Source organism: Kocuria aegyptia (assembly GCF_039530085.1).
Taxonomy (GTDB): Bacteria; Actinomycetota; Actinomycetes; order Actinomycetales; family Micrococcaceae; genus Kocuria; species Kocuria aegyptia.
Window position 1 is genome coordinate 124,725 of record NZ_BAAAOA010000019.1, and the last position, 16,207, is coordinate 140,931.

13 protein-coding genes and 1 pseudogene are annotated in these 16,207 nt (G+C 71.7%); 6 read left to right on the forward strand and 8 right to left on the reverse strand.

Features of this window, described 5'->3' with window-relative positions; all coding sequences use genetic code 11:
* Window positions 1–159: 159 nt before the first annotated feature.
* Window positions 160–1,623 carry an NF041680 family putative transposase gene (locus ABD220_RS09400; protein ID WP_344122077.1) on the forward strand — a complete coding sequence of 488 codons (1,464 nt, stop codon included), beginning with the start codon at window positions 160–162 and terminating at the stop codon, window positions 1,621–1,623.
* A 21-nt stretch (window positions 1,624–1,644) separates the two neighbouring features.
* Here ABD220_RS09400 and ABD220_RS09405 read toward each other — a convergent pair.
* Window positions 1,645–2,474: pseudogene (locus tag ABD220_RS09405) on the reverse strand (IS5 family transposase).
* Between the two features lie 120 nt (window positions 2,475–2,594).
* Between ABD220_RS09405 and ABD220_RS09410 the strand changes: the two are divergent.
* From ABD220_RS09410 to ABD220_RS09420, 3 genes are all read left to right on the forward strand, one after another.
* Complete coding sequence (locus tag ABD220_RS09410) at window positions 2,595–4,202, forward strand: hypothetical protein (protein WP_344121934.1); 1,608 nt, start codon at window positions 2,595–2,597, stop codon at window positions 4,200–4,202.
* Window positions 4,203–4,526: an S-layer homology domain-containing protein gene (locus tag ABD220_RS09415; RefSeq protein WP_344121936.1), complete on the forward strand. Its 324-nt coding sequence runs from the start codon at window positions 4,203–4,205 to the stop codon at window positions 4,524–4,526.
* Between the two features lie 624 nt (window positions 4,527–5,150).
* On the forward strand, window positions 5,151–5,903 hold the full coding sequence (locus ABD220_RS09420) for a DUF4190 domain-containing protein (RefSeq protein WP_344121938.1): 753 nt from the start codon (window positions 5,151–5,153) through the stop codon (window positions 5,901–5,903).
* A gap of 79 nt (window positions 5,904–5,982) precedes the next feature.
* Here the strand turns inward: ABD220_RS09420 and hisN are convergent, their stop codons facing one another.
* The 4 genes from hisN to ABD220_RS09440 form a co-directional block, all read right to left on the reverse strand.
* Window positions 5,983–6,780 carry a histidinol-phosphatase gene (hisN, locus tag ABD220_RS09425; protein WP_344121940.1) on the reverse strand — a complete coding sequence of 266 codons (798 nt, stop codon included), beginning with the start codon at window positions 6,778–6,780 and terminating at the stop codon, window positions 5,983–5,985.
* 71 nt (window positions 6,781–6,851) lie between these two features.
* Window positions 6,852–7,961 carry a ribosome small subunit-dependent GTPase A gene (gene rsgA / locus ABD220_RS09430; RefSeq protein WP_344121942.1) on the reverse strand — a complete coding sequence of 370 codons (1,110 nt, stop codon included), beginning with the start codon at window positions 7,959–7,961 and terminating at the stop codon, window positions 6,852–6,854.
* Window positions 7,951–9,330 carry a 3-phosphoshikimate 1-carboxyvinyltransferase gene (gene aroA / locus ABD220_RS09435; protein WP_425552544.1) on the reverse strand — a complete coding sequence of 460 codons (1,380 nt, stop codon included), beginning with the start codon at window positions 9,328–9,330 and terminating at the stop codon, window positions 7,951–7,953. Before aroA ends, rsgA begins: the two co-directional genes overlap by 11 nt.
* 20 nt (window positions 9,331–9,350) lie before the next feature.
* The gene (locus ABD220_RS09440; RefSeq protein WP_344121946.1) at window positions 9,351–9,890 is read right to left on the reverse strand and encodes a DoxX family membrane protein; all 540 of its coding nucleotides are present in this window, start codon (window positions 9,888–9,890) and stop codon (window positions 9,351–9,353) included.
* Between the two features lie 305 nt (window positions 9,891–10,195).
* On the opposite strand from ABD220_RS09440, the gene ABD220_RS09445 reads away from it, so the two are divergent.
* Both ABD220_RS09445 and rsrA read left to right on the forward strand, forming a co-directional pair.
* Window positions 10,196–10,864: a sigma-70 family RNA polymerase sigma factor gene (locus ABD220_RS09445; RefSeq protein ID WP_344121948.1), complete on the forward strand. Its 669-nt coding sequence runs from the start codon at window positions 10,196–10,198 to the stop codon at window positions 10,862–10,864.
* Between the two features lie 2 nt (window positions 10,865–10,866).
* Window positions 10,867–11,133 carry a mycothiol system anti-sigma-R factor gene (gene rsrA / locus ABD220_RS09450; protein WP_344121949.1) on the forward strand — a complete coding sequence of 89 codons (267 nt, stop codon included), beginning with the start codon at window positions 10,867–10,869 and terminating at the stop codon, window positions 11,131–11,133.
* A 137-nt stretch (window positions 11,134–11,270) separates the two neighbouring features.
* Here the strand turns inward: rsrA and ABD220_RS18075 are convergent, their stop codons facing one another.
* From ABD220_RS18075 to ABD220_RS09460, 3 genes are all read right to left on the reverse strand, one after another.
* Window positions 11,271–11,345 (reverse strand): 50S ribosomal protein bL37, encoded by a 75-nt coding sequence (locus ABD220_RS18075; protein ID WP_095343185.1) that lies wholly within the window; start codon window positions 11,343–11,345, stop codon window positions 11,271–11,273.
* A 136-nt stretch (window positions 11,346–11,481) separates the two neighbouring features.
* Window positions 11,482–12,081 carry a GDSL-type esterase/lipase family protein gene (locus tag ABD220_RS09455; RefSeq protein WP_298583601.1) on the reverse strand — a complete coding sequence of 200 codons (600 nt, stop codon included), beginning with the start codon at window positions 12,079–12,081 and terminating at the stop codon, window positions 11,482–11,484.
* A gap of 134 nt (window positions 12,082–12,215) precedes the next feature.
* Complete coding sequence (locus ABD220_RS09460) at window positions 12,216–16,085, reverse strand: multifunctional oxoglutarate decarboxylase/oxoglutarate dehydrogenase thiamine pyrophosphate-binding subunit/dihydrolipoyllysine-residue succinyltransferase subunit (protein WP_344121953.1); 3,870 nt, start codon at window positions 16,083–16,085, stop codon at window positions 12,216–12,218.
* Between the last annotated feature and the right edge of the window lie 122 nt (window positions 16,086–16,207).

Genomic DNA, 16,207 nt, shown 5'->3' on the forward strand with positions numbered 1-16,207 from the left:
AAATGAGGTCGAGACCTTCCAAGATCGGCAGTGACTAAGCTTGCCGTTTAACCCTTGATGCTGGTGAGCGTGCCGGATTCAGGCCGGGGTCTGGCATGAGGGCGGCCACCGCGTGATCCTTGGAAGTTGCGAGGCTTCAAAGGAACGGCGGTGGCCGCAATGAGCAGTATGGTCCTCAGTCCTGGCGTTGGCCAGGGCCCGGCGGCGGTGGAGACTGGTCTACTTCGCCAGTTCCGCGGCGTGTTGTATCGGTGCCTGACCCGACGCGCTGATGAGCTGTTCGAGCTCACCGAGGCCGTGCTGTGCGCCGAAGGCCCGGTGAAGACCTTGGTGGACCTCAGCCTCGCTCCCGAGTTTCGCCGGGGCCACGGCGCGCTCTACGACGGGCTCAACTGCGGGCACGTCGATGCCGACCGGCTGCGCGAGCAACTGGTGCGGCTGCCGGTGCCGCACCTGTTCGGGACACGGATCGTGCTGGCCGTCGATGTTTCACCATGGCTGCGCCCAAACGCTGCGACCTGCGCGGACCGGATGTTCTGCCATGTCTACGGGCGGGGTCGCGGGCGCTCGGCCGATCAACGGATCCCGGGCTGGCCCTACCAAGTGGTGGCTGCCCTGGAGAGCGGGCCGACCAGCTGGACCGCGATCCTGGATGCGGTACGGCTGGACCCGGGCACCGACGCGACCGCGGTCACGGCCGCCCAGTTGCGCGCGGTCGTGGGTCGGTTGCGCGAGGCCGGGCACTGGCGTGCCGGGGACCCGGCGATCATGGTGGTGATGGACTCCGGCTACGACGTGGCCCGGCTGGCCTTCGTGCTGGCGGATCTGCCCGTGCATCTGGTGGGACGGCTACGCGCCGATCGGGTCCTGTTCGGACCCACTCCGCCGCGCAGCACCGATCCCCACGGCGGACGACCTCGCCGACACGGGACGGTGATGGCCCTCGGCGAGCCTCACGGCTGGCCTGCCCCTACGACCCGGACGACTACTGCCACAGCGCGCTACGGGCAGGCCGAGGCGATCTCGTTCGACCGGATGCATCCACGGCTGACGCATCGCGGCTCCTGGGCCGACCACCACGGGTCGTTGCCCATCGTGGAGGGCACGGTGATCCGGCTGGCCGTCGAGCACCTGCCAGGCCAGCGCGAGGCCAAACCGCTGTGGCTGTGGTCCTCCGTGGCCGGCGCCGACGCTGAGCAGGTTACCCGATGCTGGCAGGCCTACCTACGCCGCTTCGATCTGGAGCACACCTTCCGCTTCTGGAAACAGACTCTGGGTTGGACCACTCCGAAGATCCGCTCCGCTCAGGCCGGTGACCGCTGGACCTGGTTGGTCATCGCCGCCCACACCCAGCTGCGTCTGGCCCGCCACCTGGCCGTTGATCTGCGCCGACCCTGGGAGAAGCCCTTGCCGCCGGAGCGGCTGACTCCGGCTCGGGTGCGGCGTGGGTTTCGGCACCTGCGGGCGAAGACCAGTCAGCCGGCCAGCGCGCCGAAACCCTCCCACCCAGGACCGGGACGTCCACCCGGGATGAAGAACCGGTGCCGGGCGACCCGCCACGACGTCGGAAAAACCATCACGCGGGACACCGCCGGCACGGAACACCAGCAAATCAAGGGTTAAACGGCAAGCTAAGAAGTGGTTTCAATAGTCCTTCCGGGGCAGTCGCCGGGCGCAGATGATGGTGATCGCCAAAGTGGCCACCGCGGTGATCGTGGTGGCGCTGCGGTCGTAACGCACGGCCAGGCGTCGGAAGGCCAGCAGTCAGGAAATGGTGCGTTCCACGACCCAGCGGTGCCGGCCGAGGCGTTCGCTGGAGTCCACGCCGATGCGGGCGATGCGGGCGGTGATCCCGCGCCGGCGAAGGTAGCGGCGCACCCGTTTGTTGTCGTAGGCCTTGTCCGCGTGCAGCTTGACCGGCCGGCGCCGTGGACGGCCGCGGCCTCGACCCTTGACCGGGCTCAAACTGTCCAGGATCGGCTCGACCAGCATGGAGTCGTGGCGGTTGGCTCCGGTGATGGCCACCGCCAGCGGCAGTCCGTCAGCTGTCACCAGCAGGTGGTACTTCGTGCCGAGTTTGCCGCGATCCGTGGGGTTGGGCCCCGTCAGCTCGCCCCCCTTTTCAACCGGACGCTCACCGAGTCCAGGCAAGCTCTCGACCAGTCCAGCGCCCCATCGTGCCCGAGCTGCTCGAGCACGGCGTGGTGCAGCTTCTCCCACACCCCGGCTTCCTGCCAGGCCCGTAGCCGGCGCCAGCAGGTGATCCCGGAGCCGAAGCCCAGCTCCACGGGCAGCTTCTTCCACGCGATGCCGTTCTCGGCCACGAACAGGATGCCGTTGAGGGCCGCTCGGTCATCCACGCGCGGTCGCCCGGTGCGCCCGTTCTTCGCCGGCGGGGGCGGTGGGACCAAGGGTTCCAGCAACTCCCACAACTGGTCGCTGACCAGCCGCCCGGAGGCCTTCTGACTCGTCATGGCAGCCATGATCACCAGTCAGGCAGGCACCGCTCAATGCCTCACCCATAACTATTGAAACCATTTCTTACGCCGCGACCGCTGCGGCGTCGTACCCTCCGCCGGGGTCTCGCGGCGTCCATGGGCCTGTCCCTGGCCGTCACGAGCTTCGGCGTCGCCGGAGCCGCCACGGAGGTCACCCTGAAGAACCCCGGCCAACTGACTGCGGTGGGGCCCATCAACACGGACCACGGCTTCCCCTCGTGGTACCAGGACAGCACCGGCACGCGCACCGAACTGTGCCTCGACTCCGCCAACCGCCTGTGCGGCCTGCTGCCGGAGGACGTCCCGGACCTGTCGCAGCCGATCTCCTTCCCGGACAACTTCCCCGGGGAGGCGTTCTACCAGCTGGCGGGCGCAGAGCTGGAGCTGCCCGGCGGAGGACGTGCCGTGCTGGTCCTGGCCCTGGAGGCCGCGTTCGCCAACGAGGTGGCCCAGCCGGGCGACCAGGTGGTCTTCGGCCGGCAACGGGTCACCGTGCGGGACGCCCCGCCCAACACGACGCTGACCTTCACCCACCCCTACGGCCAGATGACCGTCGACACCGACGCCGACGGCCGTGGCAAGCTGGTCGAGGACATCTCCCCGGCCATCGGCAATTTCCAGACCCCGCTGGGGAGCAACATCGGCCCGTTCCTGAAGTGGGACCCGGCCGTGGCACCGGCGGCCCCGGCGGGCTACCTCGGCGACCCGGACGTGGAGCACGCAGTGGTCGGCAGCCCCTTCGGCACCAACTTCTTCGCGGTGTCCGGCGGGGGGCTCAACCTGTCGACCGACCAGTTCTCGGTCATGGGCAAGATCTCCACCAACCACGGGGTGAATGCCGACAAGGCGGTGCTCAACGGGGAACACCTCGACGTCTTCGCCACCAGTGAGGGCACCCAGATACAGGTCGACGGGCAGGCCGGCACGTTCGAGACCACGCCCATGGTCACGGACCGGGGCTCGAACCGGTTCTACGCCCGCATCCCGTACACCGGCGCGGCACCGACGTCGGTGCGTGTGACGAATGTGGGCGACGACCCCACGACCAGCAGCACCGTTCAGGTCACCAAGCCCGTGGGCATCACCGTCCTCGAGGCCAACTACGACGGCGCCGATCTGTACGTCGCCGCCCGCTCCGCCACGGGCCAGCCCCTCACCCTCGCAGGCTACGGCGCGCTGACGGCGAAGGAGGGAGCCGTGAACATCTTCGAGGGCACGTTCCCGTCGGCCGCTCCGCCGGCGAGCGTCACCGTCACCACGGCCGACGGCGAGATCAGCGTGCCGGTCATCGTCACCGGCGGCCCCGCCACTCCGAAGGAACTGCCGCCGGCGGACCCGGCTCCGGCGGACCCGGCTCCGGTGGATCCCGCTCCGGTGGACCCGGCCCCGGTGGGCCCGGCCCCGGTGGACCCGGCTCCGGTGGACCCGGCCCCGGTGGACCCGGCTCCGGCCGCCGCGTTCGTCGATGTCCCGGCCGGACACGTGTTCCAGACGGAGATCGCCTGGATGGCCCAGAACGGCATCTCCTACGGCTGGGGGACCGGAACCGGGCAGAAGGAGTACCGTCCCGGAGCGGCCACGACCCGCGAGGCCATGGCCGCGTTCCTCTACCGGATGGCCGGTTCGCCGGCCTTCACGCCCCCGACGGTCTCGCCCTTCGTGGACGTGCCGACCACCCACGGCTTCTACAAAGAGATCGCGTGAATGGCCGACAACGGCATCTCCTACGGCTGGGGGACCGGGACCGGGCAGAAGCAGTACCGGCCGGGAACCGCCGTCACCCGAGACGTCATGGCCGCGTTCCTCTACCGGACGGCCGGTTCGCCGGCCTTCACGCCCCCGACGGCTTCGCCCTTCGTGGACGTGCCGACCACCCACGGCTTCTACAAGGAGATCGCGTGGATGGCCGACAACGGCATCTCCTACGGCTGGGGGACCGGGACCGGGCAGAAGCAGTACCGGCCGGGAACCGCCGTCACCCGAGACGTCATGGCCGCGTTCCTCTACCGGCTGAACGCAGGGCTCTGAGACGACCCGCGGCACCTCGCCGACGCACGCGACCGCCCCTCCCGGACCAACGGGAGGGGCGGTCGCCTGCGAGACTCGAGCAGGAGGTGTGCCAGCAGCCGCGGCCGACGGCCGGCGCGGGGCGCGGCCCCTGCCTCACGAGGCCGAGGCGCTGACCGGTTGCGACAACGCACGCCGACGGACCGGTGCGCCGATGCGCGTCCACGTCGCCCGGAGAACGCGTCCTGCGGTGCATATGGGCACCACGCAGCGTGGTCCTTCCTCGCCGACTCCACCCGTCGTGGGTCCCCGCACGAGGTCCCGACCGGTGACGCAGGAGGCCGGGAGGTCTCCGGGGCGATCACGATCGCCGGCGTCGTCGCAGGACCGTGGCTCCACGGTCGGCGCGAGGGCATGCTGATCGGCAGCGCATCGCACGAAGCCCCGGAACACGCCGGAGACGTGCGGAAGGCCCGTGCGACCTGGACGCGTCCTGGAGCCCTCGACCCCGCTCCGCGGACGGCGCCACTCCGGGGTCCTGGCCCGTCCGCTCCGCACTCACCGTTGGAGGGCCGGAAGAGGTGGTCCGCGGTGGGTGGTGTGACAAGCTGGAGGCGTACCGACGACGACTGAAAGGGCATCGCCATGAGCCACAACGACAACACGCCAGACCAGAGCGGCACCGGTGCCGGCGGGTCGTCGAGCTCCGGCCGCGGGGACGTGCCCGAGTACGGCCAGCGAGTTGAGGGGGCACCCTCCGGCCCCTCCTACGAGCCGCGCTACGGTCAGGGAGCCGGTGACCAGTACTCCACGCCGCAGTACGGCCAGGGGCAGCAGGGCTACCAGGGCCAGTACAACCAGGACCAGTACAACCAGGGGCAGCAGGGCTATCAGGGCCAGTACAACCCGGGGCAGTACAACCCGGGGCAGTACGGTCAGGACTCCTACGGCCAGGGGCAGTACAACCAAGGGCAGTACGACCAGGGCCAGTACGGCGGCCAGGGCTACCAGGGGCAGTACGACATGAACCAGTACGGCGCGAGCCCGAGGCCCGCCGGCACCGGGCTGGGCATCGCCTCGCTGGTGCTGGGCATCGTCGCGCTGCTGACGTGCTGGTTCGTGCTCGGCCTCGTCCCGGGCCTCGTGGGCCTGGTGCTGGGCATCGTGGCGCTGCGCAAGCTGGGCAGGACGCCGGGCGCGTCCAAGGCCCTGCCGATCGTGGGCATCGTGCTCAGCGTCCTGGCGATCCTGGCCAGCGTCCTGTTCCTCGTGCTCTTCGGGGCACTGTTCGGGGAGTTCGGGCCGGCCATGGAGGCCTGCTCGCAGTACTCCACGGACCAGGCGGCGCTCCAGGAGTGCATCGAGCGGGAGATGGGACTCACCGGCCAGGACCTCTGACCCCTGCCGGGCACGGACGACGACCGACGACGACGGGGCCCGCACCGACCGGTGCGGGCCCCGTCGTCGTCCGGGCGGCTCAGGAGCCGGTGGCGAGCATCCCGAGCACCTCGTCGTGGAGCAGCCCGTTGGTGGCCAGCGCGTTGCCGCCGAAGGGGCCGGGCTCGCCCTCGAGGGACGTGAACCGGCCGCCGGCCTCCTCGACCACCGGCACGAGCGCGGCCATGTCGTGCAGGTTGAGCTCGGGCTCGCAGGCGATGTCCACGGCCCCCTCGGCGAGGAGGCAGTAGGACCAGAAGTCGCCGTAGGCCCGGGTCCGCCACACCTCGTCGGTGAGCTCCAGGAAGCGGTCGCGCACGCCGCGCTCCCGCCACCCGGTCAGCGAGGAGTAGGACAACGAGGCGTCGGACAGCCGCCCGACCTGGGAGACGTGGATGCGCTGGGCGTTGGCCAGGGACTTGCCGGTGAACGCGCCCGTGCCGGAGGCCGCCCACCAGCGGCGGCCGAGCGCCGGAGCGGAGACCACGCCGACCACCGGCCGGCCCTCGTCGACGAGGGCGATCAGGGTGGCCCACACCGGCACGCCGCGGACGAAGTTCTTGGTGCCGTCGATGGGATCCACGACCCACTGCCGGGCGCCGCTGCCGGTGGCGCCGTACTCCTCGCCGATCACGGCGTCCCGGTTGCGCGTGCGCCCCAGCTGGGCGCGGATGAGCTGCTCGGCCTCGCGGTCGGCGTCCGTCACGGGGGTGAGATCGGGCTTGGTCTCCACCGCGAGGTCCTGGGCCTTGAACCGGCGCATGGTCAGGCGGTCCACGGCGTCGGCCAGGATGTGGGCGAGGCGGAGGTCGTCGGTGTAGTTGCTGGGGCTGCGCATTGGACCAACCTACCCCGAAGCGCCGTCCCGAGCCTGGTCGGACGGGGGTGGGTGCCTTGCCGCCCGGCGGGTCACTGGACGCCGAGCTCCTTGTCCTCGCGGGACTCCCCGGGGCGCTCCCCGGCCCCGAGCAGACGGCGCAGGGAGACCAGCCGGGACTCGCCCGCGTCCCCGGCGCGGCCCTGCGCCACCCAGGCGTCCAGGGCGCAGCCGGGGGAGGTGCCCGTGTGCCGGCAGCCCTTGGGGCACTCCGCGATCGCCTCGGCGAGCTCGTCGAAGGACTCCACGATCCGGTCGTGGTCCACGTGCGCCAGGCCGAACGAGCGGATGCCGGGGGTGTCGATGATCCAGGACCCCGGCGAGGCGTCCTCGAGCTTGAGGGCGAGGGCCGACGACGACGTGTGCCGGCCCCGCCCGGTCACCGCGTTCACCCCGCCGGTGGCCCGGTCGGCGCCCGTGAGGGCGTTGACGAGGGTGGACTTGCCCACCCCGGAGTGCCCCAGCAGCACCGAGACGTGGCCGTCGAGGCGTTCGCGCAGCGCCTCGACGAGCCCGCGGTCGAGGGGCAGCGTGGTCCCGTCGTCGTCGGCCGGGACGTCCCGGGCGGGCCCCGAGACGAGCACGGGCAGCTCGAGCGCCGTGTAGTGGGAGATCAGCTCCGCGGGGTCCCGCAGGTCGGTCTTGGTGATGCACAGCAGCGGCTCGATGCCGGCGTCGTAGGCGGCCACGAGGGAGCGGTCGATGAACCCGGTGCGGGGCTCGGGGTTGGCGGCGGCCACGACGACCACGAGCTGGTCGGCGTTGGCCACCACGACCCGCTCGACGGGGTCGGTGTCGTCCGCGCTGCGGCGCAGGACGGTGGCGCGCTCCTCGATCCGCACGAGGCGGGCCAGGGTGTCCGGGGCGCCGCTGACGTCACCGACGAGGCCCACGAGGTCGCCGGCGACCACGGGCCGGCGGCGCAGCTCCCGGGCGCGCACGGCCACGACCAGCCGCTCCCTCGGGGTGTCCTCCTCGAGGATCGCGGTGTAGCGGCCGCGGTCCACGGTGACGATCCGGCCGGTGACCGCGTCCTCGTGCGCCGGCCGCTCCTTGGTCCGCGGGCGGGAGCCGGCCTTGCTGGGGCGGACGCGCACGTCGGACTCGTCCCAGTCGCGCCGGACGGAGTCCCTACGCGTCACGGCTCGTGCCCGTGAGCTCGGCCCACAGCTGCGGGAACTCGGGCAGGGTCTTGGCGGTGGTCGCGATGTTCTCGACCCGGACGTCCGGGACCACGAGGCCGATCACGGCACCGGCGGTGGCCATGCGGTGGTCCTCGTAGCTGTGGAACGTCCCCCCGTGCAGGGGCGCCGGCCGGATCACCAGCCCGTCCGCGGTCTCCTCGGCGTCGCCGCCGAGCCGGTTGATCTCGGCGACGAGCGCGGCCAGCCGGTCGGTCTCGTGACCGCGCAGATGGGCGATGCCGCGCAGCCGCGAGGGCGTGCCGGCGACCGCGCACACGGCCGCGACGGTGGGTGCGAGCTCCCCGGCCTCGCCGAGGTCGAGGTCGACCCCGGTCACGGTGTCCGGGCCCGTGACGGTGAAGGTTCCGTCCGCCAGGTCCACCGCCGCGCCGAAGGCGGGCAGGATGTGCTTCCAGTGGTCGCCGCCCTGGGTGGTCCGGGCGGGCCAGCGGGGCACCGCGACCCGTCCTCCGGTCACCACGGCGGCGGCCAGGAAGGGCCCGGCGTTGGAGAGGTCCTGCTCGACGGTCACGTCGAAGGCCCGCACCGGACCGGGGGCCACCCGCCACACGTCGGGCTGCGAGTCGTCCACGGAGACCCCGAGTCCGCGCAGCACCTCGACGGTCATCCCGACGTGCGGCATGGAGGGCACGCCGCGGCCCGAGCCGTCGGCGCTGCGGTGGCGCAGCACGAGCCCGTCGTCGAAGCGGGCGCCCGCGAGCAGCAGCGCGGAGACGAACTGGCTCGAGCCGGTGGCGTCGATCTCCAGCTCCCCGCCGCGCACGCCGCCGGTGCCGTGCACGGTGAAGGGCAGCCTGCCCCCGCCCTCGTCCTCGACGCGCAGGCCGAGCCCGCGCAGGGCGTCGATCACCGGCCCCATGGGGCGCACCCGGGCGCCCGGGTCGCCGTCGAAGGTGACGGGGCGCCGTGCGAGGGCGGCGACGGGCGGCACGAAGCGCATCACGGTCCCCGCCAGCCCGCACTCGACGGTGACCGGCTCCGTGGCGTCCCAGGAGGCGGGCTCGACGACCAGGTCGGGGCCGAAGCCGCCGTCACCCGGCACCTCCTCGACACGGGCCCCCAGGGCGCGCAGGGCCCCGATCATGAGCCGGGAGTCCCTGGAGTGCAGGGGCGAGCGCAGCCGGCACGGACCGTCCGCCAGGGCGGCGAGCAGCAGATACCGGTTGGTGAGGGACTTCGAGCCCGGCACCGTCAGCTCGGCGACGACGGGGCGGGGACCGACGAACGGGGCCGGCCACAGCTCGTGCTGCGGGGCCGGTCCCGCAGCGGCGGGACGGGCTGCGGGGGCGGAGGGCTCCGACGGCATCACGACGGGGGGACCGTGGCCTAGCCCTGCTTGACGGCGTGCTGCAGGGCCTTCTCGGCCTTGGCGACCTGCTTCTGGGTGTCCTTGCCGAGCTTGGAGGCGTTCTTGCGGACGTCCCCGGCGAGGTGCTCGGCGCGCCACAGCAGGGACGGGTTGCCCTCGGTGTCCACGGCGGCGAGCATGACGGCGCCCACCAGCGAGGCGTTCTTGAACACCGTGGAGCGGCGGGCGGCCTTCTGCTCTGCCGTGCTCGCCTCCGCGGCGCGGTAGTCGGCGTAGGCGTTGAGGGCCGTGGTGGCCACGAGGACGCCGGCCGAGAGGCGGGGCAGCCGGCCGAGGCCGAACAGCACGGCCGCGCCCACCTGTGCGGCGGCGAGCCCCTGGGCCACCACCGCGGGGTTCTGGAGTGCCGGGCCGGCCTGCGGGAAGGCCTTCGTGACCGCGGACGCCGCGGGGGCGAGGTGCTGGGCGGCACTGGACGAGGAGCGGAAGCTCTCCATCCCGTTGGCGACGTAACCGGTGGCCAGCAGCGGTCGGGCGATGCGACGGACGATGCTCATGGGTTCCTCCTCGGCGGCGGACGGTACCGCGGGGCTGTGTCGGGCGGGTCTGGTTCGGCGGACGGCGCCGCTCGTCCCATCCTAGCCACGGGGACCGCGCCTGGGGTGAGCGCGCTTCCCGGGGCGGGGAATAGGGGTGACGGTGTCTCCCGTTGTGCAGGACAGCGACCGGCCCGTCAGGGACGGGCACCACAGTCCAGTGAGCGCACCCGCACGGCCGGGGGAGAGGAGCAGCCATCACCGCCCCCACGAGCCTTCTCGTGCCGGCCCGGGCCCGCACGCGCGTCCCCGTAGACTGGTCCGTGATGAACGAGCAGAACCAGCCGGGGGCCGCGCCCCAGCGCACCGACCCGCCCGTCGACGTCGAGACCGAGACCGCCGAGGACCGGAAGGCGCGATTCGAGCAGGACGCCATGGAGTACGTGGACCAGCTCTATGCCGCGGCCCTGCGCATGGCTCGCAACCCGGCCGACGCCGAGGACCTCGTGCAGGAGGCCTACACGAAGGCCTTCTCCGCGTTCCACCAGTACAAGCCGGGCACGAACCTCAAGGCGTGGCTGTACCGGATCCTCACGAACACGTACATCAACCTCTACCGCAAGCGCCAGCGCGAGCCGCTGCAGGCGAACACCGACACCGTCGAGGACTGGCAGCTGCACCGCGCCGAGTCCCACACGTCCTCGGGGCTGCGCTCCGCGGAGGTCGAGGCGCTGGACCACCTGCCGGACAGCGACGTCAAGCGCGCCCTGCAGGAGCTGCCCGAGGAGTTCCGGCTGGCGGTGTACTTCTCCGACGTGGAGGGCTTCGCCTACAAGGAGATCTCCGAGATCATGGACACGCCGATCGGGACGGTGATGTCCCGGCTGCACCGCGGGCGGAAGCTGCTGCGCGAGAAGCTCGCCGACTACGCCGCCGAGCGCGGCTTCGACACGTCCAGGGTGACCGGCGACAAGAAGAAGGAAAAGGACAAGTAGACATGGCCGACTGCGAGAGCCCCGGATGCTGCACGGACGAGAGGATCCGGCTGATCTACGAGTACCTCGACGGAGTGCTCCCGGCGGAGGACCTCGACGAGATCCACGGCCATCTCCTCGAATGCCGGGAGTGCGCCCGCGAGTACGACCTGGAATGCGTGATCCGCTCCGTGGTCCGGCGGTCCTGCGCGGAGACCGCGCCCGCCGACCTGAGGGTCTCCATCCTCGCCCGGTTGCACGGGGAGCGGCAGGACCCACCGGCCGCCTGAGCGCGGCGCCGCGGATTGCGCCCGCCCGGCCGGGACCCCGGGCACACGGACTGCCCCGCGCACACGGAAGGGCCCCGGACCGCGTCAGCGGTCCGGGGCCCTTCCGTCACGGCGTCGCCGGGGTCCGGGAGAGGACCTCAGGCGTTGGGGCGCTTGCCGTGGTTGGCGCCGCCCTTGCGGCGGTCCTTGCGCTTGCGTCCGCGCTTGCTCATACGAGCCTCCATTCTGTCCGCGGTCGCCCGCGGCGGATCGTGGGTGTCGGCGTCCGTTCCCGCGTGGTCTGGTGATGTCAGCGGCGGCCGGACAGGGCACTGCCCGCCATTGTCTCACATGCGGGAGGGCCGGGGCTCACTGGGGCTCGGGCAGGTCGAGCCAGTCGTACCAGCCGCGGTGCAGCACGAGCCACGCCATCAGCCCGTAGCCGGCCTGGCCGGGGTGGCCGTGGTTGGCCGCGAGGTCCTTGCGCCACTGCTCGTGGTGCTGCAGCGGGTTGAACGTGTCCACGTAGACGTGGTTGCGCCGGGTCGTCACGTCCGCGTAGGCGGCCGAGAGGTCCGCGATCCGGCGGTTGCGCTCGGCGTCCATCGTGGGCGGGGGCCCGACGACGAGGACCCGCACGTTGTGCTGGGAGGCGGTGTCGATGATGTTGGCCATGTTCAGCCGGGACCGCGCACTCGTGATGGACAGGTCGATGTCCAGGGTGGAGGGGGCGATGACCAGTCGGTTGTCGTGGCCCGGGGAGAAGCGGCGGGCCGCCTCCTCGAACCAGCGCTCGTTGAGCGACTCGCTGCCCTCGCCCGGCGCCGCCAGGTTGTAGGCGGACACCGGGACCACGTGGTGCGGGGTCCGGGCCATGACCCGCCCGAACCAGCCGAGGCCCCGGGGGTCGCCCTCGCCGGCCAGCAGTTCGTCACCGACTGCGACAATTCTGATCCTTCGTTGCTCCACGTCGTTCTTTCTGGTCGGGGGTGCGGGAAGTCTGGGGAACGAGCGGCGCCGGCCCGTGGGCACGGGCCGGCGCCGGACTCGCTGGGGACGTGCGGGAGGGCGGGGGCACGGGCCCCCGCCCTCCCGGGACGGGCTCAGTCGCGCTCGAAGGCCGTCTGCACCAGGGTCTCGAGCTCGGCCGCGTGGCGCTTGGCCGACCCGTTGGCCGGGGACGCGGACGCGGGCCGGGACGCGAGCCGGACCGGGCGGTCGAGCTGCGGCACGAGGTTGACCGCCATGAACGGCCAGGCGCCCTGGTTGGCGGGCTCGTCCTGCGCCCACGTGAGCCGGGCCCCGGGGTACTTGCCGAGCTCCTCCCGGATCTCGGCGAGGGGCAGCGGGTACAGCTGCTCCACCCGCACGATCGCCGTCCTCCGGTCCTTGCGTTCCTCGCGGGCCGCGGCGAGATCGTAGTAGAGCCGGCCGGAGACCAGCACCACGTCCGTCACCTCGGAGGCCTCGAGCCCCGCCTGGTCGCCGATCACCGGGCGGAACCCGCCCGACGTGAACTCCTCGATCGGGGAGGCGGCCGCCTTCAGGCGCAGCAGCTGCTTCGGCGTGGCCACCACCAGCGGCTTGCGCGGGCGGCTGTAGGCCTGCCGGCGCAGCAGGTGGAAGTGGTTCGAGGGCGTCGAGGGGTTGGCCACGACCATGTTCCTCTCGGCGCACAGCGTCAGGAAGCGTTCGATGCGGGCCGAGGAGTGGTCCGGGCCCTGCCCCTCGAAGCCGTGCGGCAGGAGCATGACCAGCGACGAGCGCTGGCCCCACTTCTGCTCGGCGGAGGCCACGAACTCGTCGAGGATGATCTGGGCGCCGTTGACGAAGTCGCCGAACTGGGCCTCCCACACGGTCAGGGCGTCGGGCCGCTCCACGGAGTAGCCGTACTCGAAGCCCAGCACCCCGTACTCGGACAGCAGCGAGTTGTAGATCGCCAGCTGCGCCTGGTTCCCGGAGAGGTGGTTGAGCGGGGTCCACTCCGCGCCGGTGCCGGAGTCGTAGAACACGGCGTGGCGCTGGGTGAAGGTGCCGCGCCGGACGTCCTGGCCGGACATCCGGACCGGGATGCCCTCCATCATGAGGGACCCGAACGCCATGAGCTCGCCCATGCCCCAGTCCACGCCGCCCTCGCGGGTCATCGCCTCGCGGCGCTCGAGCAGCTTGCGCAGCTTCTTGTGCACGGCGAAGCCCTCGGGGACCTCCACGTGCACCGTGCCGATCCGCTGGGCGGCCTCGGTGGAGATCGCCGTGGTGCGGGGGATGGAGATCCCGGAGTCGGCCTGCTGGGCGGAGGGCCGCTCGATGTTCGAGATCGCGGCGGAGTCCCCGGTGACCAGCGGGATGGAGGAGGTCTGCGCCTCGTGGGTCTCGGCGAACACCCGCTCCAGCCGCTCCTGGTAGTCCTTCAGGGCCCGGTCCGCCTCCTCCTGGGTGATGTCGCCGCGGCCCACGAGGTTCTCGGTGTAGATCTTGCGGGTCGAGCGCTTCTCCTCGATGAGGTTGTACATCAGCGGCTGGGTCATCGAGGGGTCGTCGCCCTCGTTGTGACCACGGCGCCGGTAGCACACGAGGTCGACGATGACGTCCTTGTGGAAGGTCTGCCGGTACGCGAACGCCATCTGGCCCACGTGGGTGACGGCCTCGGGGTCGTCGGCGTTGACGTGGAAGATCGGCGCCTGGAGACCCTTGGCGATGTCCGTCGCGTAGGTGGTGGACCGGGCCGCCGCGGGTGCGGTGGTGAAGCCCACCTGGTTGTTCACCACCACGTGCACGGTGCCGCCCACGGTGTAGCCGGGCAGCAGCGCCATCTGCAGCACCTCGGCCACGACGCCCTGGCCCGCGAAGGCGGCGTCGCCGTGCACCTGGATCGGCAGCACCGGGAAGGTGCCGTCGCCCTCGGGCCCGGCGCCCAGGACGTCGGTCTTGGCCCGGGCGATGCCCTCGATGACCGGGTCGGCGGCCTCGAGGTGGGACGGGTTCGCGGCGAGGTAGACCTGGGTCTCGTTGCCGTTGTCGGAGGTGAAGGAGCCCTCCGTGCCGAGGTGGTACTTCACGTCTCCCGAGCCCTCGGTGGTGCGCGGGTCCTGGCTGCCCTCGAACTCGCGGAAGACCTGGGCGTAGGACTTGCCCGCGATGTTGGTGAGCACGTTGAGCCGGCCGCGGTGAGCCATGGCGATGCCCACGCCCGCGAGCCCGGCGTCGGCGGCGTCGGAGATGATCTCGTCCAGCAGCGGGATCAGGGACTCGCCGCCCTCGAGGGAGAACCGCTTCTGGCCGACGTACTTGGTCTGCAGGAACGTCTCGAACGCCTCTGCGGCGTTGAGCCGGCCGAGGATGCGGAACTGCTCCTCACGGCTGGGCTTCTGGTACCCGTGCTCGAGCTGGTCCTGGAACCACTCGCGCTCCTCCGGCTCCTGCAGGTGCATGTACTCCACGCCGAGGGTGCGGCAGTAGGCGTCCCGCAGCCGGCCCAGGATGGTGCGCAGGCTCAGGACGTCCGCGCCGCCGAAGCCCCCGGTGGGCCACTCGCGCTCCAGGTCCCACAGGGACAGCCCGTAGGTGCGGATGTCGAGGTCCGGGTGCTTGCGCATCACGTACTCGAGCGGGTTGGTGTCCGCCATGAGGTGCCCGCGGACCCGGTAGGCGTGGATGAGCTGCTGGATCCGGGCGACCTTGTTGACCTGGATCTCGGGGTTGACCTGGTTGTCCACGGCCCAGCGCACGGGCTCGTAGGGGATCCGCAGGGCCTCGAAGATCTCGTCGTAGAAGTCGTCCCCGCCCAGCAGGTAGGACTCGATCAGGCGCAGGAACTCCCCGGAGCCCGCGCCCTGGATGACGCGGTGGTCGTAGGTCGAGGTCAGCGTGATGATCTTCGAGACCGCGTGGCGCGCGATGGTCTTGGGGGAGGAGCCCCGGTACTCGGCGGGGTGGTCGAGGGCACCCACGCCCACGATGCACGCCTGCCCCTTGGACAGCCGCGGCACGGAGTGGACCGTGCCGATGCCGCCGGGGTTGGTCAGGGACACCGTGGTGCCCTGGTAGTCCTCCATGCTCAGCTGGTTCGCGCGCGCGCGGCGGACGACGTCCTCGTACGCGGTCCAGAACTGCATGAAGGACATCGCCTCGGCGCCCTTGATGTTCGGCACCACGAGGTTGCGGGAGCCGTCCTTGTTCGGGATGTCGATGGCGATGCCGAAGTTGACGTGGGCGGGGTGCACCGCCACGGGCTTGCCGTCCTGCTCGTCGTAGACGACGTTCTGGGACGGGTAGTTGGCCAGCGCCTTGATCACGGCGTAGCCGATCAGGTGCGTGAAGGACACCTTGCCGCCGCGGTTGCGGGCGAGGTGGCTGTTGATCACGATGCGGTTGTCGATCAGCAGCTTCGCCGGGACGGCGCGGACCGTGGTGGCGGTGGGCACCGTGAGGGACGCGTCCATGTTCGCGGCCACGGCCTTCGCGGGGCCGCGGAGCTTGACGACCTTGTCCTCGGCCGGCGCGTCGTGGTTGGGGGCCGTGGCGCGGGCGCGGGCGGGCTGGGCCGGAATGGGCTTCTTCGCCTCCGCGGCCTCGGACTCACCGTGGTCGGTCTCGGGCCGGCCCTCCGCCTTGGCGCCGGACTTGGTGGGCGCGGGCGCGGCCGCGGGCTTCGCCGTGGGGGCGGAAGAGGTCCGGGCAGCGGTTCCGGGGGCGGCCTTCCGGTCCGCGGGGGGCTGGGGGGCGGCGGCCCGGGGCGGCGCGGGGGGCGCCTGCTTCGCGGCGGGGGCCGGGGCGGCCTTCGGCGCCGGGGCCTTCGCGGCGCCCGGCTGATCCGTGGTGGTGCCGTCGTCCGCGCTCATCGACTCGAAGATGGGCCACCACTTCTCGTCCACCGAGTTCTTGTCCGTCCGGTACTTCTCGAACAGTTCGTCGACGAGCCACTCGTTACCTGCGAATTCTTCAGGGATGGGGTGCTGTGGCTGATGTGGCACGGGGAATACGCCTCTTCCATGGTTGATCGCGTGGAGGCCGTCTGCCCGGTCTCCACAGTGTCGGTCCCGGCAGCGTCCGGACCCGCCACCGGTGTTCGTCGCCGGCCGTCTCCCGTGACAGC